This window comes from Burkholderia sp. WSM2232 (assembly GCF_000472545.1).
In the GTDB taxonomy this organism is placed as follows: domain Bacteria; phylum Pseudomonadota; class Gammaproteobacteria; order Burkholderiales; family Burkholderiaceae; genus Paraburkholderia.
Genome location: NZ_AWZV01000005.1, coordinates 1 through 20,870 on the forward strand (window position 1 = coordinate 1; position 20,870 = coordinate 20,870).

The following is a 20,870-nucleotide window of genomic DNA, read 5'->3' on the forward strand; positions in this document are numbered from 1 at the left end:
ACAGTTGAGAGATCGTTGTTGTGCCAGAAACACCACAACCCGCTTCACCCTGGTAAGCATCACCAGAAACTACTTCTTCCCAGATTGGCTGTGCCGCCCAAACGCGACACGGCAACCCGTCAAAGCCTGATGACCATAGCGAGTCGGTCCCACCCCTTCCCATCCCGAACAGGACCGTGAAACGACTCCACGCCGATGATAGTGCGGATTACCCGTGTGAAAGTAGGTAATCGTCAGGCTCCCCAGCAGTGTCCGCAACCCCACCCCACAAAGGTGGGGTTGCGGCGTTTACGCGGAGAAAAATTACGCGGTAGAAAAAACGCCCGCAGAAAGGCGCACACCGTCACCCGCGTCGGGCACTCACTTCCCTCCGATGCGCAACGCGTCCGCATAACCCGTCAGTTCCAGATAGGCGCGCCCGACTTCTACGCCATCGCGGCTCACCCGCGTTGCGCCTTCCCAGTACACCGCGCCCGTAGATTGCCGCGAGTCCAGTTCCTGGTCGTCCATCAGCGGATCGAGCTGCCAGTTCAGCGCGCCGGTTCTGACTGTCATCGCCACCGGATACAGCGTGTTCGTGTGCGGCGAGCGCCACATGCGGCGTGGCGCGAAGTCGACCTCGCTCGGGCCAAAGGACGTGACGCGTCCGGCGCGATCGCGCAATGCGGCGTGCGCCCAGACGGCGTGTCCGTCGCGGCTGCGAACCTTGAAGGCCATCAAAGCGGAACCGTCGGACAGGTTGGCGCCCAGCCAGTCCCATCCCGCAGCATTGGCGTCGAGCAGAGTGCTCGACCATTCGTGATCGAGCCATGCCACGCCAGTCACCACAGTCGGCGGTTGCGATGAACCGCCGCTGGCGCTCGGTCGCATCACGCTGCCGGATACCCGCAATTGCGGCTCGCTGTAGTAATAGCTGGCCTGTTCGGGACGCGGACCTTTGCGCGAATAACCGCGCTCACCCTGAATCAGGGGTGGCTGCGTCGGCGTCAGCGCGAGATGCAGCGCGAACTCGCCCGCGTCCGCAGTGACATCGTAGTGGCCGTCGGCGGCCCGCACGATTTTCCATGTATCGAGCTTGACGTCTGTGTTATTGGCTTTCGCATAAGCGAGCCCGAACCCCTGGCGGGCAATCCGCTGATCGTGCACGAGGTGACCGAGCGCGGGGTCACTCAACGCAGCGTGCGCAATGATCAATTGAGTCGGCGCAAAAGCACTTGGATCGGCCGCATCATGGCCCGTTGCGGAGCGGAAGAACGTGATCTGAAAACCGAGCGGCTTGTTCTCCGGCGTGGTCAGCCAGCCTGTCGCGTACCACCACTCGGTGCGAAAGCTGGCGTGAGCGCCGGTGTCCGTCGGCAGCTTGACCGGATGCTCCTGGGTGACTACGGCAAACTCCGGCGGTGCGGCGAAGCACGGTGCGACTGCAAGCATGCCGATAACCGGCAAGGCAGAAATGCAGTGCAGGACCCAACGGATAGGGCTGAACCGCGTAGCGGCAACGGGCTCCAAAACGTCCACCCGCGCGTGACTCGCCGCGTTGCGAGTCGCTAACCGCAGCCACGCACGCATCACCAGTCCTCCTTGACTGCGCGTACCGCATTGACCGACACCGCGCCGCGTCCCGCGACCACGGCGGCGGACACCGATGACGCCAGCATCACGACGGCAACGGTACCAAGAATGGTCCACGGCACATGCAGCGACATGCTCCAATGAAACGACTGGGGATTGACGACGAATACCAGAATCAGGCTGATCGCGAATCCGAGAACGAAGCCCACTGCAATGCCGCACGCCGTGAGCATGCCGCCCTCGAGCGCGAGGATCGCAAGGATCTGCGTGCGAGTTACGCCGACGTGCCGCAGCATGCCAAATTCGCGGGCGCGCGCGAGCGTCTGCGCGGAAAATGTCGCGGCTACGCCGAACAGGCCGATCACGATTGCAACGGCCTCGAGAAGATACGTTACGGCAAAGCTGCGGTCGAAAATCACAAGCGTGCGCGCGCGAATTTCGCCGGGCTGTGAGATGTCCAGCGTCGCGCCGAACGGCAGTGCACGCAGCCCCGCTATGACGCGCTCAACGCTCACGCCTCGTTCGACGCTGACAGCGACATCGGTAGCGGTCATGTCTGTCGTGAGGCGGCGATAATCGGCGAGCCGTATCTGGATCGCACCGCTTTGTCGCACGTAATCACGCCATACGCCCGCGACGACGAACTCACCTCCGCGCCCGCCGAGCGGCAGGCGCACATGTTGCCCGAGTCTGTAGCCGTACAGATCGACCATTGCTTCGGACACCCAAACAGGTGTTTCATCGCGCTTCAGTTCGCGCGCAGGCAGTACGGGTCCTGTCATTTGCAGATTGGCCCCTGGGTCGTTCCCGTCTATCTCCCGGGCGACTACCGCGATGTCGGGGCGCGACGGATCGAGCGTGATAGGGGAAGTCCGCGCGAAGGCCGCCTTTGCAATACCGGGCACAGCCGCCAGCCGACGCTGTTCGTCCAGGCTCAGGCCACCCAACTCGCTGTGTTGTGCGGTGCGCACATACAGATCGGCCGACAGCAGATGAACGAGCCAGTCTTCCACAGATACACGGAAGCTCGCGACCATGATCGCCATCGCGACAATCAGCGCGAAGCTCGACAGCACGCCGCCCATTGCAATCGACGCATGACCCGGCGCATTCGCCAGCCGCGCAAGCGCGAGCGTGCTCGCCGCGCCGCGCCGCGGGCGCGCGGCGAACGCCCGGTCTGCGGTGCGGAAAACAGAGGCCGTGACGCGCGGCATCAACGCGATTCCGCCGACCAGCAGCAGGGCGACCGCCGCGTAACCGCCAATGGGCGCGTCGGAGAACGGCGGCGCCTGGCTTAGCAGGGCGCCGGCCAGCAGACACAGCAACGCAGGCCACGGTGTAGCGAGCCGAGCGAGTGCGCCTTCTTCGGCGCCCGCCTTGAGCGCTGCCGCTGGCCGGGCGCGCGCCGCCTCCAGCGCCGGCGCAAGACTGCCAAGCACAGCCACCGCGACGCCGAGCGTCAGGAACACCGCGCTTGCGAGCGGCTCGAATCCGACTTGCGGCTGCACGCCGGGAAAATAGCCGCCGCCGAGATCGCTGCCGAAAAAGTGCAACGCCCCGGCCGCGAGCGCGAAACCCAGCGCGAGACCGCCCAGCGATCCAAGTAGGCCGAGCAGCGCGCCTTCCAGCAGAATCTGACGCAATAGCTGGCCGCGCGTGAGTCCGAGCACGCGCAGCATCGCGAACTGCGCGCGGCGACGCACCACGCTCAGCGCCTGCGTCGAAAATACGAGGAACGCGCCGGTGAAAAGCGCGACCAGCGCGAGCACGTTCATATTGATCCGATAGGCACGCGAGAGCCTGTCCGTGCGGCTCTCGACGTCGCGGCTCTCGGAGACGATCCATTGACTGCCCAGCTCGTTCTGCAATGCGCGCTTGAAGCGCTCGCGGTCGACGCCGCGTTCGAGTTGTACGTCGACCCGCGAGAGCTTGCCCAACAGGCCGAATTTCCATTGAACGGCGGCAATATCCATGACGGCAAGGCGTTGACCTGGCCGTGTCCTCGTGATGCCGCCGGCCACGCGCAGAGGCACGAGGGACGTGCCGTTCTGCAGCGCGATCCGGTCGCCCGCTTTGACGCGCAACCATTCTTGCGCGGCCGTGGAAAGGAACACGGCGTCCGCGGCGAGCGTGTCGAAAGGCCGAGCGGCCGACGCTACGCCGATCAGATCGGGCGCAATGCGGCTCGCCCTGAATACGTCGATGCCGAGCACTTGCAACGTGGCGTTGTGCTCGTGCACGCCGACGTCCAGCGCAAGAACCGGGCTCGCGAGCGCAACACCTGGCTTGTTGGCAAGGCGCGGGTAGATCGACTCGTCGGACAGAGCTTGCGCGCCGCGCACCTGCAAATCGGCTTCGCCGGAGAGGCTGCGCGCCGCGGCGGAAAATTCGTTGAAGGCCGCGCTATTGATGAGCTGCACCGCGTAGCCGAGCGCCACGCCGAGCGCGATCGTTGCAATTGCAACCAGTGCGCGTCCCCGATGACTGCGCCACTCCGCGCCAAGCAGCCAGCGCGCGAGAGTGCGATGCCCGCGGGTTTGCGCGGCGGCTAGCGGATCAGCGGGCGTCATTGGTTGAACGGGCTGCCGGTTGCAAGCCGTGATGTTCTCGTGAAGGCGCCCGCGCTTGCGGCGCGCCGTGCAGGCCGCCCTCGCTGAGAATCAGGATGCGGTCCGCAACGGCGGCCGCGGCTTCGGAATGCGTGACCATGATCGTGGCCGCCCCAGTCGCCTTGCATTGAGCGCTAAACAGCTCGAGCACCCCGTGCGCAGTGTCGGGATCGAGATTGCCCGTCGGCTCGTCGGCGAGAATCAGAGTAGGGCGATGCACGAGTGCTCGCGCGATGGCAACGCGTTGCAGCTCGCCCCCAGACAGTTGGCGCGGAAAATCGTCGCCGCGGCCTTCGAGCCCGACTGCCGCGAGCATCTGCAGCGCCCCGGCAACCGGCAATTCATTCAACAGCAGCGGCAACGCGACGTTTTGCGCGAGCGTGAGATGCGGCAGCACATGGAAGGCCTGAAACACGAATCCGAGTTTCTGCCGGCGCAAACGTGTCGCCGCGTTGTCGTCCAGACGCGAAACGGCAGTGCCGCCGATGGTCACTTCCCCGCCATCCGCCTGATCGAGACCGGCAATCAGATTGAGGAGCGTCGATTTGCCGACGCCCGAGTCGCCCATGATCGCAACGAACTCGCCGGGCGCGAGCGTGAAGTCGAGATGATCGAGCACGACGCGGCCGCTGCCGTAGCGCTTGCTCAGTGCGCGGCACTCGAGTGCGGCAGGCGCGCTTTCGCCTTTGTCATGAAACTGCATGCAGGGTCCGCGAAATGTGGCCGGGCGGCGGCGTTTCGTTCGGTGAAGTGCGCAGCTTTCGGCCTGTTGAGCGCTGAGTATATTCGGCTTCTGTAAGGCGCGTCGAAAGAGCCGCTTGTCTGCTTTCGTGGGAAGTTTCTCGCGAACGTTTGCTGCCGCAGCGGGGTGCGCCGGGGCTCGTCTGCGCAAATAAAAATATTTCCGACGGATACCCGCAGTGCCGGAAAAGCAGGCGAAAAAATGGAGCGCTGAACTGGGTGCTCCCGACAGGTGAACAGGCGTTCGCTCGGTCTGGATAATTCGCCTCTCTATTTCCTCCCAAATACTGCCCAAAAGCGCGCTTCGGCGGGCAAAAAGTGCGGGCCGTGCCAGCACCCCGCGAGCATTGTGCGATTGCACATTTTTATCCGTTTCGCAAGGGGTTCTCGTCGCAATACTGCATTGTCCATGACCTGGGTGCATTGTTGCGATGCAAAATTATTCTTATCTTGGTAATCTCCCACCCTTGTCGTTCGACTGCGGGTAAACGTGAACCTCCGTAGCAGCGCGTTCGCGATCTTCCGCCAAACACAAAGCCTACATATTCGCTTCAATGCTTTCTAAATGGAAAGCATGGGGCGGCGTTTTGTCCTTCAAGTCTCCGATAGCGCACATGCCATTGCCTCTTCTCAGTCTACTCATCTGGATCCCTATCGTCGCCGGGCTGGTGGTGATGCGGGCCGGGTCCGACACGGCACTCGCCCGTACACGCTGGCTTGCATTGGCCGGCGCGGTTGCCGGCTTCGTGCCGGTGATTCCGCTGGTGGCGGGCTTTCGCAACGACGTCACGTCGATGCAGTTCATCGAGAACATCAGATGGTCGCCGACCTTCGACATTGCCTGGCACGTGGGCGTCGACGGCATTTCGCTGTGGCTCGTTGCTCTCACCGCGTTGACCACGATCATCATCGTGATTGCTTCGTGGGAGTCGATCACCCGGCGCACCGCGCAGTACTTTGGCGCCTTTCTCATGTTGTCGGGCTTCATGCAGGGCGTTTTTACGTCGCTCGACGGCATGATGTTCTTCGTCGCGTTCGAAGCAACGCTGATTCCGTTATACCTGTTGATCGGTACGTGGGGCCACGCGAACCGCTCGTACGCCGCGGTAAAGTTCTTCTTCGTATCGTTTCTCGGCTCGCTGATGATGCTGATGTCGATGCTGTATCTGTACAGCCAGACGCACAGTTTCGACCTCGCGATGTGGCGCGAAACGCGGCTGGGCACGATGCCCCAGGTGCTGATCTTCCTCGGCTTTCTCGCCGCATTCGGCGTGAAAGTGCCGATGTGGCCGCTGCATACATGGCTACCCGACGTGCACCTGGACGGGCCCACCGGCGCCGCCGTGATGATCGGCATGCTCAAGCTCGGCGGCTACGGGCTGCTGCGCTTCGCGTTGCCCATCGCTCCGCAGGCAAGCCACTTTTTCGCGCCGATGATGATCACGCTCTCGCTCGTCGCCGTGATTTACGCGAGCCTTCTCGCGCTAGTACAGACCGACATGCGTCGGCTGCTCGCGTATTCGACCGTGGCCCACATGGGACTCGTTACGCTGGGTCTTTTCGTGTTCAACCGTATCGGGCAGGCCGGTGCAATCGTGCAGATGCTCTCGTACGGCGTCGTCTCGGGGGCCATGCTGTTGTGCACGGGCATGCTCTACGATCGCACGAAGACCGCCGCAATCGACGAATATGGCGGCGTCGCGAACACCATGCCGCGTTTCGCGGCGTTTGTGATGTTGTTCTCGATGGCCAATATCGGTCTGCCCGGTACGTCCGGCTTTGTCGGCGAATTCATGGTGCTGATGGGCACGATTCGCTTCAACTTCTGGATTGGTGCAATCGCGGCTTCCACGCTTGTTCTGAGTGCCGCTTACACGTTGTGGATGTACAAGCGCGTGATTTTCGGCGCGATAGCAAATGCGCGAGTCGCGACCCTCAAAGATCTCGGCAAGCGCGAATTCGTGCTGCTGGGTGCAATGGCGTTGCTGGTACTCGCGATCGGGCTCGATCCGAAGCCTTTTACCGATGCAATCGATCCTTCGGTCGGTACGTTGCTCGCGCAATCGGAGCGCTCGACGCGGCCCGCGGAGCCGACTCCGGGCGAGAACAACGAGCATCTGCAGGCGGCGGCGCCCGCAACAGTGGCTGCGCGCACGCCTGGTTAATGCCTGGTTGGTGCGTGGTTGGTGCCTGGTTAATGCCTGGTGAGTGCCTGGTTGGTGCCTGGCTAATACCTGGTTAATGGATTGATGCTAACGTGAGCTGGATCGCGGTTCGGCCGTGCGCGTGCATATTCGACGCGCATGCCGGGCCGGGCGCGCATGCTACACATGACGTGCATGTCGCGCCCGGCGCGAATCGCGCTTTTCACGCAGTCACGCCAAGGAGAATCCATGAGCCAGCAAAAGCCTGTTGAGTATGGCGCAGCGTCGCCCGCCGTCAAAGCCGTCTACGACGATATCAAGGAGACCCGCCAGGTCGAGGACGTCAACAACTTCTGGAAGTACATCGCGCAGCATCCGCCGACTCTGGCACGCACGTGGGAGAGTTTGAAGGACGTGATGGCGCCGGGCGCTCTCGATCCTTTGATAAAGGAACTGCTCTACGTGGCCGTGAGCGTGACGAACAACTGCGGCTATTGCGTGGCAAGCCACACCGCTGCAGCCCGCCGCGCGGGCATGACCGATGAAATGTTCGGCGAGCTGCTCGCAGTGGTTGGGATGGCTAACGAAACCAACCGGCTCGCGGTCGGCTACCGTGTGCCCATCGATCCTGCCTTCGAATAGCCGGAATCACGCAGCGCGGTGCCACGCGGCGAGCAGGCGCGGCAAGGCCTCCATGTCCCGGAACACCTGCACGACGCCCGCCGCCTGCAACGCCTGCGCGCTGCTGTGGCCGAGTTCGTCCGGGCAATAGCCGAACACCGTCGCGCCGGCTGCCACCCCTGCAGTCGCACCCGTTACCGTGTCTTCGATAATCGCGCAGCGGGACGGGTCGACATTGAGCGCTGCCGCCGCCGCGAGATAGACATCGGGAAACGGCTTGCTGCGCGGCGTTTCATGTCCGCTGAAGATGCGTCCTGTGAAGCAGTCCAGGATACCTGCCTTATTCAACTGCAACTCAACCTTGATACGGTCCGCGCCGGATGCCACTGCGATGCGTCCGTTCAGCGTGGTATGAAGCGAGCGCACGGCCGCTGCCGCGCCGGGAATGGCCTTGAGTTCCCGGTCGAGCGCCGCGTTTCGGCGTGCGCGGAATTGCATCAGCCAGTCAGTTGTAATCGCCACACCAGTGCGCGCTTCGATCAACGACGCTTCGTCTTTCACCGCCTTGCCGACGAAAATGCGCATGGTCTCCTCGACGCTCAATTGCCAGCCCAGTTCGCCGAGCATCTCAGTGAGCACGCGGTTGGTAATCGGTTCGGAGTCGACGAGCACGCCGTCGCAATCGAAAAGAACGGCGTCGAAGGGGAAATGAGTCATCGGACAGGGCGTGGATCGCAGAACGGGCTAGGATACCTCAACAAGCGGGGCGCTGCCCGTCAGCGAACAGGCCCGCATGCAACAGTTCTTCCATCCTGCTCGCAGTCCTCGCGAATCACGATCCCCCGACGCGATACCCGTCACTCAACGTCTTCATGAACGCGATGATGTCCTCGATATCCGCGTCGCTCATCGCGGGCTTATCGCCCAATTTCCGGTCGAAAGGCGCGTCAGAAGCATCCACGTTCGCGTGATACTGCGCGGGCAGATCGTTGTACTTCTGCACCTTGCCCGACGCGTCGCGCGGATAGATTTTTTCCGGCGACGTATTGCGCAGGTTGTAGAAGTCCATCACCTGTTTCAGGTCGTGATACACGCCATTGTGAAAGAACACCTTGCGGTTCGCGACATTGCGCAGCGTCGGCGTGAGAAACATGCCGCAGTACTGCGTCTCTTTTGCGAGGTCATGACGAAACGGCCCACATACCCCCATATCGAAGAAGCTCGGGTCGCTGTTAGCAGGAATAGCCGGATTGCGCGGCACGCCAAGCGCCTCGAATTGGGTATCGGTGAACACCGGCGGCAAGCCGTCCTTGCCAGGCTGACTCAGGTGGCATCCCGCACAGTTGGCCTCGTCCTTGTCGTTGAACAGTTGCAGGCCGTGCAGTTCGGCACGCGTCAAGCGGGCCTTGCCTTCCAGCCAATAGTCATACTTGCTGGTAAAGGCGTGGAACGACGGGTCTTCAATCTGATAACGCCCCACGGCGAACATCGCCTCGGACACCAGCAGACTGGGGTTCGCCTCGATGGCCGGTCCAAAAATCTGCTTGAACTGGCCGATGTAGCGGGTGTGCAAAAGCTTCTGCGCAACGTCTTGCGGCGTCCTGTTAGCCATTTCCACCGGATTGGTTAGCGGCCCGATTGCCTGGTCCTGCAAAGTATCGGCGCGTCCGTCCCAGAAGAGACCGCCTTGCGGCACCATCGCCGCAGCAGCAGGCGCGGCGAGTGCCGTCTTTTGCGCGCGTTGCGCGCCAGCGGCTTGTGAAGCTAGTTGCGTCAGGTCCACCGGCGCGTCCGTGTCGCCCTGGTCCGGACCAATACTGAACGGCGCCTGACGATACAGATAAGTGAGCGACGGCGGCGGACGATAACCGGCTTCGTTCATATGCGCGCCGCCGAGTTGAACCGGAAACGCATTATCCGGCGAATAAGAGCTGTTCGGCGAGTGGCAGGACGCGCACGACTGCGTGCCCGAAGCGGATAACGACTGGTCGAAGAATATCTCCTTGCCAAGCAGTGCAACCGCACTCAACGGTGCGCGCGCGGGACGCAGCAGATGCACCGGCTGCGGATTCGCGCCAGTAATCTCTTCGACAACCGCGCCGAGCGCAACCGGCATGCGCTCTGGGTAGATCAGTGCATACGCACCGAATGCAACGGTCGCGCTGACGATGCACGCAGCGGCCCACGCAATGACGCCGCGTAACGAGCGTTGCACGCGGACAGGGCCCGGTTCGCCGCCGGCGGGAAATGTCGGCGGCAGGGCAGCGTCTGAAGTCTGGTTCATGACGATGGTGACGAATGAGTTCTACGAATGCGAGGGAAAAGCGAATCGAGCCAGCACCTGCGCACTGGCTCGACGGCCGGCCATGCTGAAAGGCGAGCCACGCGCTGCGTCATGCAAGCGCGTTCGTCCGCGATGCAGGCAACCGGCTCACACGCATCGCATCGACAACTACGCCTGACGACGGCCAACCATGAACGCACGGCTTGCGCCCGCGTCGCGCTCAGATGGCTGGAGCCGCCGCCAGCTTCGTGCCGAGGTTCGGGTCCAGATACAACGGCGGATTGTTGCCCGAGCCCGCGAAGTCGAACATGTTCATCATGCTGCCCGCGGTGGCGTCGAACGAACCGCCGCCGAGACGTTGACCGCCGAGCCAGTTGTCCTCGATGAAGCGAACTACCGACGCCTGCGTGATCGGCGTGTCGTCGACAAAATTGGCCTTCGCCCACGGCGACACCACGATAAACGGCGTACGTGTGCCCGGACCGCAGCGGCCATTCACCGCGCCGCCGTTCACGCCTTGCGGCTGCACCGCGCCCGCTGCCGTGCATTGGCCTGCCGCGCTCAGGTTGTCGCTGCCCGCCACCGTCTTGCTGCCCGCCGATTGCGCGGTGGTCGAATCGAACGAGGAACTCGTCGGCGCCTTGAAGCGGTGGTCGTACCAGCCGTCGGAGTCGTCATAGGCAATGATCACGGCCGTGTTCTTCCAGTCAGGCTGCTGCTGCAGGAAGTTGAGCACGTTCGTGACGAATGCCTGTTCGTCGATCGGGTCCGAGTTGCCCGGATGGCCGTCCCCAACGGCCGGCGCCTTCAGGAAGCTGACCGACGGATAGTTGCCTGCTTTCACCGCTGCAAAAAAGTCGTCGGTGTCGTACTGGTGATGAACCGGCGTTGCGGTGTTGTCCAGCGGATCGGTGGCACCGATCACCGCGGTCGACGAAGGACGCGTATGCGCGAGGTTCGCTGTGCTCGCGTAGTACTGGAACCACGCATGGTGTTGCACATAGTCGGTCTTCGTCGCGTTGAGCACCTGCGAGAACGTGGAACGCGCACAGCCGGTCGTGCCGTTGGCGTTCACCGTCTGCGGATTGAAGCCGCCCATGAAGCCGCCCCACGTGATGTTCTTCGCGTTGAGCAGGTCGCCAATGTTCTTGTTGGCCGCCGACATGGTGCCGGTCACCTTGCTGCCCGCCGCAATCGTACAGACGTCGCCCGTGGGGTCGAGGTCGCCGACCATCGTAAAGCCGCCGGCTGAATCAGGAATCGCGTTGGCCGACGGGCCGCCCGCCACGATCACGCCGTTGTTCTGCCCCGAGACCACAGCGAGTGCGCCCGGTGTCGACGGACCGTACGTGTCGGTGTAGGCGTTCTGGTTCATCGCGAAGTGCTGCGCGTAGTTCCACAGCGCCGTGACAGTGTTGCCGTCGAAATAGCCGAGCACCTGGCCCTTGGTCGCGAATGCGCCAGTGCTGCCCGCGATTGTCGAACCAGCGGCCGTGAAGAGCGGGAACGAGTCCATTGCGCCGTTGTTGTACGCGAGCTGTTCGGCGGCATAGGCGTGATTCTGGCTCGACGTGTTCGCCTGCGAACGATCGAGGCGGAACGGCAGCAGATCCGCCGCGGGCAGCCCCAAACCTGCAATCGTCACGGCGCCGACTGTGCGACCCGCCGTATTCGGCGACGTGGGAAGCGCGTTCGGGTTCGTCGCGATCAGGTTGTTGCTCGCGAGGTTGTTGACCGTCGGCGTGCCCGCTGCTGCCGTGAATTGCGGTTCGCCGACGGGGTTCGATGCTTGCGGATAGGTAGCGAAGTAGTGATCGAACGAGACGTTCTCGCCGAAAATCACGACCACATGCTTGATCGGCGTGGCGGTGGCAAGGGCATCCTGCGCGGTCACGGTGGGCGCCGGGGACGAAGCCGGCGTCGACGAAGCAGTCGAATTGACGTTGTGATCGCCGCAGGCCGCGAGCGTCAGCAGCGCGGCAAACGGAATGGGTAACAGGGTTCTGCGAAACATGTGGCAGGCTCCAGATTCGACTTCGCCGTTCAGCGTTTCCAACGATGCAGGCGTGGAATTCGCCGGGGATGCTGTTTATTGGAAATGGTGCGGAACCTGCCGATGCGAGATCTTTCAGCCCGACAGGCTGCGCGCATTGAAACACTCGATGATTAAGATTTAAGGGCGCGCATATTACGTCGGCTCTCGATCCACCTTCAATTGCATAACGTTGCTGACGTGGAGCTAACAAAGTTGGGCGCGAGGCAGCACACGCAGTGGTCATACGCGGGCCGCGAGGCATGCGGAATGCTGCTGCAGGCAAACGTACTTCGCGCGGCACACCGGCTGAGACCGGCGTGCTGCGACCCGTTATCTTTCCGAGGACTTTGCCATGACAGTGAAGCTCAAACCGGTAGCGCAGCAGGCGATCGTCATTACAGGTGCGACGAGCGGCATTGGTCTTGCCACTGCGCGTCTTGCCGCCAGCAGAGGCGCGCGCCTCATGCTGATCGCACGCGACGAGGAGGCGCTGCGCACGCTCGCCACCCAACTCGCCGACCAGGGCGCGCTCGTCGAATACGCCATCGCCGACGTCGGCAATGCGGACCAATTGCAGGCAGCGGCGGACAAGGCCATTGCCCGTTTCGGCGGGTTCGACACATGGGTCAACAACGCGGGCGCGTCGATTTTCGGACGTTGCGCCGATGTACCCATCGACGAGCAGAAGGCGTTGTTCGAGACGAACTTCTGGGGTGTGGTGCAGGGTTCGATGATTGCGCTTGCGCACCTGAAACAGCGCGGTGGTGCGCTCGTGAACCTCGGCAGCGAACTGTCCGATATCGCCTTGCCGTTACAGGCGGCATATGTTGCGTCGAAACACGCAGTGAAGGGCTACACTGACGCGTTGCGCATGGAGCTGATCGAAGAGCGCGCGCCGGTTTCTGTAACGCTGATCAAACCGTCCGGCATTCATACGCAGTTCGTCGAGCACGCGCGCAACCATCTCGACGTGCAGCCCAAATTACCGCCGCCGGTCTACGCTCCGGACATCGTCGCGAAGGCGATCCTGCATGCCGCTTGCACGCCGGTTCGCGATCTCTACGTGGGTGGGGCATCGGCAGCCATGGTGACGTTCGCGCGCCGGGCGCCCAATCTGTATGACCGTGTAATGAGCCGCTTCGGCATTGCATCGCAACGCACAGACGAACCGCCGCGTACTCCTGACGGAAATCAGGGGGCCGATGGGGCATTGCGGGAGCGTTCGGGGCAAAAGCGCAGGGTGCTCGAATCCAGCTTGTATACGCAGGCTTCGATGCATCCGCGGCAAACCGCATTGCTTGCCGCGGGCGCCGCTGCGGTATGGATGCTGGCGCGTTATGCTAGGTCCTCGCATACGAGCCGGGTGTGAACAAGCCGGGCGTGAGCGGCCTGCTGCCTTCAGGCTTTAGCTGCGCCCACGCTCCACATAGCGGGACAAAGGATAGCGCCGCAGTCGCACCAAAGCAGTGCCCGTGCGGTGCCGGCGCGATCCTTCGTCCTCCGATGCAATCCGGCAGCGCGCTTTTGAACCAGCTTGTTCAACTGCTCGAGACTTAACCTCCGCCGCCGTTCGGAGTGGCCACACTCAGTTTGTTCGACACCGATTTCACGCCGGCGACGTTTTTCGCCACCTCTTCGGCCTGCGGAATCTGTGCGCCGTCGGGCACCGATCCGGTCAACGTGACCGCACCGCCGCGAGCACGAACATACACGTTCGATACGTCGAAGCCTTGGGCTTTGGACAACGCCTTGCGCACGTCCAGCCCGAGCTTGCGGTCCGCCTTTTTCACTGTTTTCGTGCGCGAAGTGCTCGATGCCGCCATGCCGGAGTCCGTCGTGCCGCTCGCTTGCGCATAAGCGCTCGACGCCGTCGCAACGCACAACGCAATGCCGAGCGCCTTCAGAAGGTTGACTGTTTTCACGTTTTCTCCATCCTTAAAAGGTTAATGTCGCTTCGTTGCATGCAAGAAAAACCGCGCCTGTGAGCGGTTTCGTGCTCACGGGGAGCATCCTGTTTTGTGCCACCACCGTTACGGTGGCGCTCCCGGCGCGTTTAAACAATAGTCCAGCGCACGCGCTCATGCTCGAAAAAGCTGACTATGGCGCGAACTGGTGTGCTTCTGGCAGCAAGATGCGTCCACGCGTGTGAATCGCGTGTGAATCATATGCACGCGAGCGGGCTGGACCAATCGGGGCACGCAGCAGTACGCGCCAGACGGTTTCGCATTAAGCTCTGAGCGCGAGCCGTGCATGGCATCGTGCGGCATCCGCGGCAGTGAACCATACGTCGTGAACATCATGAATACGCTTGCCAACTTAAGAGGAGTCAGCCCATGAAGCGCAATACCGTCAAACAGATCATGCTCGGCCTTGCAGTATCCGCGCTGGTAGCGGGAGGCATGCCGCTTGCCGCCGCGCAGACCAACCCCGGCACCGACGCGCAAACTGCGCAACCGGGTGCAACCGGCACGGCGAAGCCGACCAAGGCCGAGCGCAAAGCGGCCCGCAAGCAGGCGCGCGCGAAGAAGAATGCTGAGTTGAAGAAGCTCGAAGATGCGGGTTATCAGCCGTCGCGCGACGACCCTAACTACCCGAGCGACCTGCAGAAAGCGCAGAAAAAGGCGGGTATCGGCACAGGCGCAAGCCAGTAAGCATTAACCCGTAGTCGAGGCTGCCGTGCGGTGCGATGGTGCATGCCGCACGGCTTGGACTCATGACGCAGCAGCGTGCGTCGGGTAGCGCTGTTCGCCTCGTCGCATGGCCCGTTCTATTCGTCCGATGTTGCTTTGCGCGCCCGCCTGGCGGGCGCTTCGCGTCGTCGCGTTTGCGCTGATCGAAGCGTCGGGCAAGCGTGACACTAGGCGCCTATCCTGTGTTGCGCCGCGGCATTACTGCACCTCGCGAGCGCATCTCACATGCGCCGCAAAAATCCCTTCATTTGCCTTGGAGCGACATCGCGCGCGGCCAGGGCCGATATCCTTCAAACCCTTGACCAGCAAGGGTTTCGCGTCCGCGTGACGAAGCGTATGCGACACGGGTGTCGTATTTCCACATGTGCTTGTCGCAAATAGTCGGCTAGGCGTACTTTTTTCTGGCAACTATGTATGCACAGCGCGGACGGACGTCCGCGACGCAGCTTTGCATGGGACCAGGGCATGGGCTTCGCACCGACTCTGGCCGACATAGGAGAGCATTCAATGAATTCCCCGAAGGTCGTGGTTGAAGGGCTGTGCAAGGTGTTCGGCACCAACCCGAAACAGGCGCTCGGCATGCTGGCAGGAGGCGCGACGAAAGAAGAAGTTTTCGCGCGCACCGGCCAGATTGTCGGCGTTCACAACGTATCATTCGAAGTGAAGGAAGGCGAGATCTTCGTGCTCATGGGCCTGTCTGGCTCGGGCAAGTCGACGCTGATACGCCTGATCAACCGGTTGGTGGAACCGTCGGCGGGCAAGGTGCTGATCGACGGCCGCGATGTGGCCAGCGTGCCGCGCAGCGAGTTGACGGCGCTGCGCCGCAAGGACATGAGCATGGTGTTCCAGTCGTTCGCGCTGATGCCGCAACGCACGGTGCTCTCCAATGCGGCCTTCGGACTCGAGGTCGCGGGGGTGGGACGCAAGGAGCGCGAAGCGCGCGCCATGACGGTGCTGGAGCAGGTGGGCCTCGCGCCGTTCGCGCAAAAGCTGCCGGCGCAGTTGTCGGGCGGCATGCAGCAGCGCGTGGGTCTCGCGCGTGCACTGGCCGTGAACCCGTCGCTGATGATCATGGACGAAGCGTTCTCCGCCCTCGATCCGCTCAAGCGCAAGGAAATGCAGAACGTGCTGCTCGAACTGCAACGCGAGCAGCAGCGCACGATTCTATTCGTGTCGCACGATCTCGAAGAAGCCATGCGCATTGGCACGCGGATCGCGATCATGGAAGGCGGCAAGGTGGTGCAGATCGGCACGCCGCAGGAGATCATCACCAATCCCGCCGACGACTATGTGCGCGCATTCTTCGAAGGCATCGACACGAGCCGCTATCTGACCGCCGGCGATCTGATGCAGACCGACGCCGTGCCGCTCATGCATTCGCACTCCGCGCAGATCGACGTGTCCAGCGTGTCGGCAACGCTGAACGGCAGCGCGGAATACGCGTTCGTGCTCGACAGCGAGCGCAAGATTCGCGGCTTCGTGTGCCGCGACGAAACGGGCAACGCGTCGGCGAAACTCAATTACGTGGAATGCATCCGGCGCAGCACGCCGCTAGACGATGTGGTCCAACGCGTGGTGGCGAGCCGCGCGCCCTTGCCGGTCGTCGAAGCAGACGGCTCCTACTGTGGTTCGGTCAACAAGACGAACGTGCTGCACGTTCTCACGCGCCATCGAGGTTCTCATGTCTGAAGTCATTCCACTTGGCGCCTGGGTCGATCACGGCGTTCACTATCTGCTCGATCACGACGCAAAGACCTTTGATTCGATCGGCAAGGTCATCGAGAGCTTCGCGGCCATTGTCGAACACGGCCTGCAAGCAGTGCCGATGTGGGCGCTCATGGCGTTCTTCGTCGGTATCGGTTTATGGCGCGTGGGCTGGCGTTTTGCGCTGTTCACGCTGCTCGCGATGCTGCTGATCTACGGCACTGGCTTCTGGGACCAGATGGTCATTACGCTGGGCCTCACGCTGTCGTCCACCTTTATCAGTCTCGTGCTCGGCGTGCCGCTCGGCATCTGGACCGCGAAGAGCCGCACCGTGGAAATGATGGTGCGTCCCGTGCTCGATCTGATGCAGACCATGCCCGCATTCGTCTATCTGATTCCGGCTGCGATGCTGTTCGGTCTTGGCCGCGTGCCCGGAATTCTGTCCACCGTGATCTTCGCAATGCCGCCCGCGGTACGTCTCACGTCGCTCGGCATCAAGCACGTGAACCGCGAAATCGTCGAAGCAGGGCAGGCGTTCGGCTGCACGCCATGGCAACTGCTCTACAAGGTCCAGTTTCCCAACGCGCTGCCGTCCATCATGACGGGTGTAAACCAGACCATCATGATGGCGTTGTCGATGGTGATTATCGCGTCGATGGTGGGCGCGGGCGGTCTCGGTAACGACGTGCTCGCCAGTATTCAGCGGCTCGACATCGGGCTTGGCTTCGAGAGCGGACTTTCGGTCGTGATGCTCGCGATCATTCTGGACCGCATTACGGAGAGCTTTGGCCGCTCGCCCGGCATGGCACGCGCGCCGCTCCTCTCCGGCTTGCGCAATCTGATGAAGGTGCGCCGCGCGCCGACGGCGCAGCACAGCTGAGCCGCCTATGAAGCGCGACGCGATCACCCACGTCGAGGCCCCGTGCGAGTCGCCGCTCTCCCGGCTCGCACACGTAGGCTTCCTGACCCTGCCGAACTTTTCGATGATCGCGTTCACGAGCGCGGTCGAGGTGCTGCGCATGGCCAACTACGTGGGCCGCGCGGAGCACTACAGGTGGTCGGTCATCACGCCCGACGGCGAACCTGCGCGGGCCAGCAACGGCATTACGGTAAGGCCGACCACCACGCTTGCGCAGGCGGGCATGCCGGACGTGCTAATCGTCTGCGCCGGCTGGCATGTGCGCGATTACGTGGACGATACGGTAGTCGCGTTGCTGCGCGACGTAGCGGCTCAAGGCATACCGCTCGGCGGCATCTGCACGGGGCCGTATGCACTGCTCGCCGCGGGCCTGCTCGACGGTTATCGCTGCACCGTGCATTGGGAAGACATGTCGCCGCTGCACAAGAGCTACCCTCATGTGCGTTTTGCCGACGAGCTCTTCGTGATCGATCGCGATCGGCTGACGTGCACGGGCGGCACCGCGCCGCTCGATCTGATGCTGAATCTGGTCGGCATGCGCCTCGGTCATGCGGTCGCGGCGCAGGTGTCCGAACAGTTCATCGTGGAAAGGATTCGCGGCTCGACGGATTACCAGCACATTCCCGTCGATGCGCGTGTCGGCTTCACGCGCGCCGAGCTGATCGAAGTAGTGCGATTGATGGAGGCGAACATCGAAGAGCCGCTGTCGCTCGACGAACTCGCGCGGCTCGTGCATCTGTCGCAACGACATTTGCAGCGCATGTTCAAGATGTTTCTGAGCGTGTCGCCAACCCATTATTACCTGACGCTGCGCCTGCGCCGCGCGCGTGAACTGCTGCGCAACACCGACGCTTCGATCGCTCGCGTGACCGCCGTCTGCGGATTTCATTCGCCGTGTCATTTCAGTAAGGCGTATCGCGCGCAGTTCGGTCATGCGCCGAGCGTGGAGCGGCGGTTGTCCGCGTGAGCGAACGCAGCAAGCAACAACTTACCCTGAGACCCTGAGGAACCGCCATGAAACGTTTGTGGGCTGCGTCGTTGTGCGCGTTGTCCGTGTCGTCTGCATTGTCCGCGTTGTCGGTGACTTCCGCCGTTGCCGCGGAACCTTCCGCGTGCCGCGCGGTCCGTTTTGCCGACGTCGGCTGGTCCGACATTGCGGCCACGACCGGGCTTGCGTCGACAGTATTGGAGGGACTCGGCTATAAGCCGACCAAGACGATCGCTTCCGTACCCATCACTTTTGCCGGCGTGAAGAGTAAGCAGATAGACGTGTTCCTCGGTTACTGGTCGCCGACCATGGACCCGATGATCGATCCGTTCAGGAAGGCCGGCCAGGTGAACGTGCTGCCCACGCCGAATCTGACGGGCGCGAAATACACGCTGGCGGTGCCGGACTACGCGTACCAGGCGGGCATCAAGTCGTTTGCCGACATCGCGAAGAACTACGACAAGCTGGGCGGCAAGATCTATGGCATCGAGCCGGGTAACGACGGCAATGCGCTCATCAAGAAGATGATCGACAGCAATCAGTACGGGCTCGGCAAGTTCAAACTGGTGGAGTCGAGCGAGGCGGGCATGCTGGTCGAGGTGAACCGCGCGATCCGCGACAAGAAGCCGATTGTGTTCCTCGGGTGGGAACCGCATCCAATGAACGTGCAGATGAAAATCGACTACCTGTCCGGCGGCGACGACGTCTTCGGCCCGAACTATGGCGAAGCGAAAGTCATGACGGTCACGCCGACCGATTATTCGGCGCGCTGCCCGAATGTCGCAAAGCTGGTGTCGAACCTGCATTTCACGACCGACATCGAGAACCACGTGATGCTGCCGATCATGAACAAAACCGACCCCAACAAGGCCGCGCGCGAGTGGCTGAAGGCGAACCCGGCGGTACTCGACCAGTGGCTCGCAGGCGTCACGACATTCGACGGCAAGGACGGTTTGCCGGCGGTGAAGGCATATGTAGCAGGGAAGTGATGGATGGATGTTCGCGCCGCGTGGTGCGGCGCGAAAATGTGTGCGACGGTTGCCGACAACAAGAACCCAAAACAACAGCAATAAGCCCGGCAAAAGCCAGGAAAAGCCCCTGAATCAGGACCTCAAATTGCCTGAGCCCGCCCAGGGAACGTCTCGTCGTAATCCGCACCGTATTCCGCTTCTGCCGGCGTGCCGCGCTGCTCGCGATACATCATCGGCGGCAGGCCGAATTGTTTGCGGAATTCGCGACCCAGATGCGACGCATCGGAAAAGCCGCAGCTCGACGCAATGTCCGCCACTGTCTTGTCCGAACTGGTCAACAACCAGGCAGCGGTGCGCAGGCGCACCTGCTTGGCGTACGCCTGCGGCGCCTTGCCGGTTTCGGCCTTGAAAAGCCGCTCCAGTTGACGCGGTGACAGGTCGAGTTTGCGCGCCAGTTCCTCGAGCGAGAGAGAGCGACCCACATGCTGTTCCATCAGCAGAATCGCGCGCTTGACCTTCGGATGGGTGGCGGGCGCGAGACCCGGCGGATGCGGCTGCGGCGCGTTGCCTTTTTGCATGTCGTCGACGAGCAGAATCCGCAGCGCCTTCTGGACGGTCGCGGTTTCGAAGTGGCGCAGCAGAATGGCCGCTGCGACGTCGATCGACGCCCGCCCGCCGGAACACGTAATGCGCCGCCGGTCGATCACGAAGAGCCGGTCGGCCACCAGCGCCTCTTCGTTGACCGCCGGAAACCGTTCGATGAAGTCCCAGTAGTGAAACCAGCTCACGCAGATGCGATAGCCGTCGAGCACCCCCGCACGCATCAGCGAGAACACGCCCGTGCACATGCCGACGAGCGTGGCATCCGTTGCGGCCGCGCGCCGGATGAAAGCGAGCGTCGCGTCGCTCGCAGCCGGTCCGGAATGCAGCAGGCCGCCCACCACGACGACGTAATCGAAGGCCTCTGCGCTGTCGAATGTATCCCACGGCGTGATCTGAATGCCGCAGCTCGCGCGCACCGGTGCAAGGGTTTCCCCTATGACAGTCCATGAGCAGCGCACGGGTTTGCTGAAGTCGCCTTCGTCCGCGGACAGACGCAGCAGGTCGACGAAACCCGAGAACGCCGTCAGCGTGAAGTTCGGCAGAAGAATAATGCCGAAGCGGATGCGCTCTTTCGGCGCACCGTCTATGGATTGCAGGGGAATCGGTTCAGCGGAGTTCATGCAATGCAGCCGGAACAAGAAAAGAGAGTTGAGCCAAGCATAGCACCGGGTCGCGGCGCGGCATGCATCGTAAGGCGCCGGACTGGCAACCGCAACTCAAACCGCAACCGCAACCGCGACCGCAACCGCAACCGCAGGCGCCTGCGCAGTCCCAAGCGCGGCTCCAATTCTTCACCGCCTGCGCAGCGCCTGTCGCAAATGCGTCAGAAGGCTTCGTAAATCCGCCGCAGCGCTTGGCGCGCCGGGCAGTTGACGCCACTATCCCACTGTCATGCCGTTTTTATTCTATCGGTTCAATTTGACGTGCGGTGCAATAGGGCCTGTTAGAGGTAAATCCCGCCACCCAGGTATTGCAACGCATAAGGCACG

General features: G+C 62.5%; 16 protein-coding genes and 1 rRNA gene. 9 read left to right on the plus strand and 8 right to left on the minus strand.

Annotation, left to right across the window (positions count from 1 at the left end):
- Window positions 1-125: 125 nt before the first annotated feature.
- Window positions 126-239 (plus strand): 5S ribosomal RNA (gene rrf / locus F757_RS0104145).
- Window positions 240-360: 121 nt separating this feature from the next.
- Here rrf and F757_RS0104150 read toward each other — a convergent pair.
- The 3 genes from F757_RS0104150 to F757_RS0104160 form a co-directional block, all read right to left on the minus strand.
- Window positions 361-1,431 carry a lipocalin-like domain-containing protein gene (locus F757_RS0104150; RefSeq protein WP_232221347.1) on the minus strand — a complete coding sequence of 357 codons (1,071 nt, stop codon included), beginning with the start codon at window positions 1,429-1,431 and terminating at the stop codon, window positions 361-363.
- A gap of 137 nt (window positions 1,432-1,568) precedes the next feature.
- Window positions 1,569-4,142, minus strand: coding sequence for an FtsX-like permease family protein (locus tag F757_RS0104155; protein WP_027210301.1), 2,574 nt, complete (start codon window positions 4,140-4,142; stop codon window positions 1,569-1,571).
- Complete coding sequence (locus F757_RS0104160; protein WP_027210302.1) at window positions 4,129-4,884, minus strand: ABC transporter ATP-binding protein; 756 nt, start codon at window positions 4,882-4,884, stop codon at window positions 4,129-4,131. Before F757_RS0104160 ends, F757_RS0104155 begins: the two co-directional genes overlap by 14 nt.
- A 652-nt stretch (window positions 4,885-5,536) precedes the next feature.
- Here F757_RS0104160 and F757_RS0104165 point away from each other — a divergent pair.
- Window positions 5,537-7,087 (plus strand): complex I subunit 4 family protein, encoded by a 1,551-nt coding sequence (locus F757_RS0104165; RefSeq protein ID WP_027210303.1) that lies wholly within the window; start codon window positions 5,537-5,539, stop codon window positions 7,085-7,087.
- Between the two features lie 228 nt (window positions 7,088-7,315).
- Complete coding sequence (locus F757_RS0104170; RefSeq protein ID WP_027210304.1) at window positions 7,316-7,708, plus strand: carboxymuconolactone decarboxylase family protein; 393 nt, start codon at window positions 7,316-7,318, stop codon at window positions 7,706-7,708.
- A 6-nt stretch (window positions 7,709-7,714) separates the two neighbouring features.
- On the opposite strand, the gene F757_RS0104175 is transcribed toward F757_RS0104170, so the two are convergent.
- The 3 genes from F757_RS0104175 to F757_RS0104185 all read right to left on the minus strand — a co-directional run bounded on the left by F757_RS0104175 (window position 7,715) and on the right by F757_RS0104185 (window position 11,985).
- Window positions 7,715-8,404 (minus strand): HAD family hydrolase, encoded by a 690-nt coding sequence (locus F757_RS0104175; protein ID WP_027210305.1) that lies wholly within the window; start codon window positions 8,402-8,404, stop codon window positions 7,715-7,717.
- A 115-nt stretch (window positions 8,405-8,519) separates the two neighbouring features.
- Window positions 8,520-9,971, minus strand: a complete 1,452-nt coding sequence (locus tag F757_RS0104180) for a cytochrome-c peroxidase (protein WP_027210306.1) — start codon at window positions 9,969-9,971, stop codon at window positions 8,520-8,522.
- A gap of 220 nt (window positions 9,972-10,191) precedes the next feature.
- Window positions 10,192-11,985 carry a phospholipase C gene (locus F757_RS0104185; protein ID WP_027210307.1) on the minus strand — a complete coding sequence of 598 codons (1,794 nt, stop codon included), beginning with the start codon at window positions 11,983-11,985 and terminating at the stop codon, window positions 10,192-10,194.
- 373 nt (window positions 11,986-12,358) lie between these two features.
- Between F757_RS0104185 and F757_RS0104190 the strand changes: the two genes are divergently transcribed.
- Entirely contained in the window at window positions 12,359-13,375 is a 1,017-nt protein-coding gene (locus F757_RS0104190) for an SDR family oxidoreductase (protein WP_027210308.1), read from the plus strand.
- A gap of 184 nt (window positions 13,376-13,559) precedes the next feature.
- Here F757_RS0104190 and F757_RS0104195 read toward each other — a convergent pair whose 3' ends face one another.
- Entirely contained in the window at window positions 13,560-13,928 is a 369-nt protein-coding gene (locus tag F757_RS0104195; RefSeq protein WP_027210309.1) for a BON domain-containing protein, read from the minus strand.
- Between the two features lie 411 nt (window positions 13,929-14,339).
- Between F757_RS0104195 and F757_RS0104200 the strand changes: the two genes are divergently transcribed.
- From F757_RS0104200 to F757_RS0104220, 5 genes are all read left to right on the plus strand, one after another.
- Entirely contained in the window at window positions 14,340-14,657 is a 318-nt protein-coding gene (locus F757_RS0104200; protein WP_027210310.1) for a DUF4148 domain-containing protein, read from the plus strand.
- 546 nt (window positions 14,658-15,203) lie between these two features.
- Window positions 15,204-16,385: a quaternary amine ABC transporter ATP-binding protein gene (locus tag F757_RS0104205; protein ID WP_027210311.1), complete on the plus strand. Its 1,182-nt coding sequence runs from the start codon at window positions 15,204-15,206 to the stop codon at window positions 16,383-16,385.
- Window positions 16,378-17,280: a choline ABC transporter permease subunit gene (gene choW / locus F757_RS0104210; RefSeq protein ID WP_027210312.1), complete on the plus strand. Its 903-nt coding sequence runs from the start codon at window positions 16,378-16,380 to the stop codon at window positions 17,278-17,280. Before F757_RS0104205 ends, choW begins: the two co-directional genes overlap by 8 nt.
- A 7-nt stretch (window positions 17,281-17,287) precedes the next feature.
- Window positions 17,288-18,286 (plus strand): GlxA family transcriptional regulator, encoded by a 999-nt coding sequence (locus tag F757_RS0104215; protein WP_027210313.1) that lies wholly within the window; start codon window positions 17,288-17,290, stop codon window positions 18,284-18,286.
- 47 nt (window positions 18,287-18,333) lie between these two features.
- Window positions 18,334-19,296, plus strand: a complete 963-nt coding sequence (locus tag F757_RS0104220; protein ID WP_027210314.1) for a choline ABC transporter substrate-binding protein — start codon at window positions 18,334-18,336, stop codon at window positions 19,294-19,296.
- Window positions 19,297-19,418: 122 nt separating this feature from the next.
- Here F757_RS0104220 and F757_RS0104225 read toward each other — a convergent pair whose 3' ends face one another.
- A complete protein-coding gene (locus F757_RS0104225; protein ID WP_027210315.1) occupies window positions 19,419-20,501 on the minus strand; it encodes a GlxA family transcriptional regulator in 1,083 nt (360 codons plus the stop codon).
- Window positions 20,502-20,870: the final 369 nt, after the last annotated feature.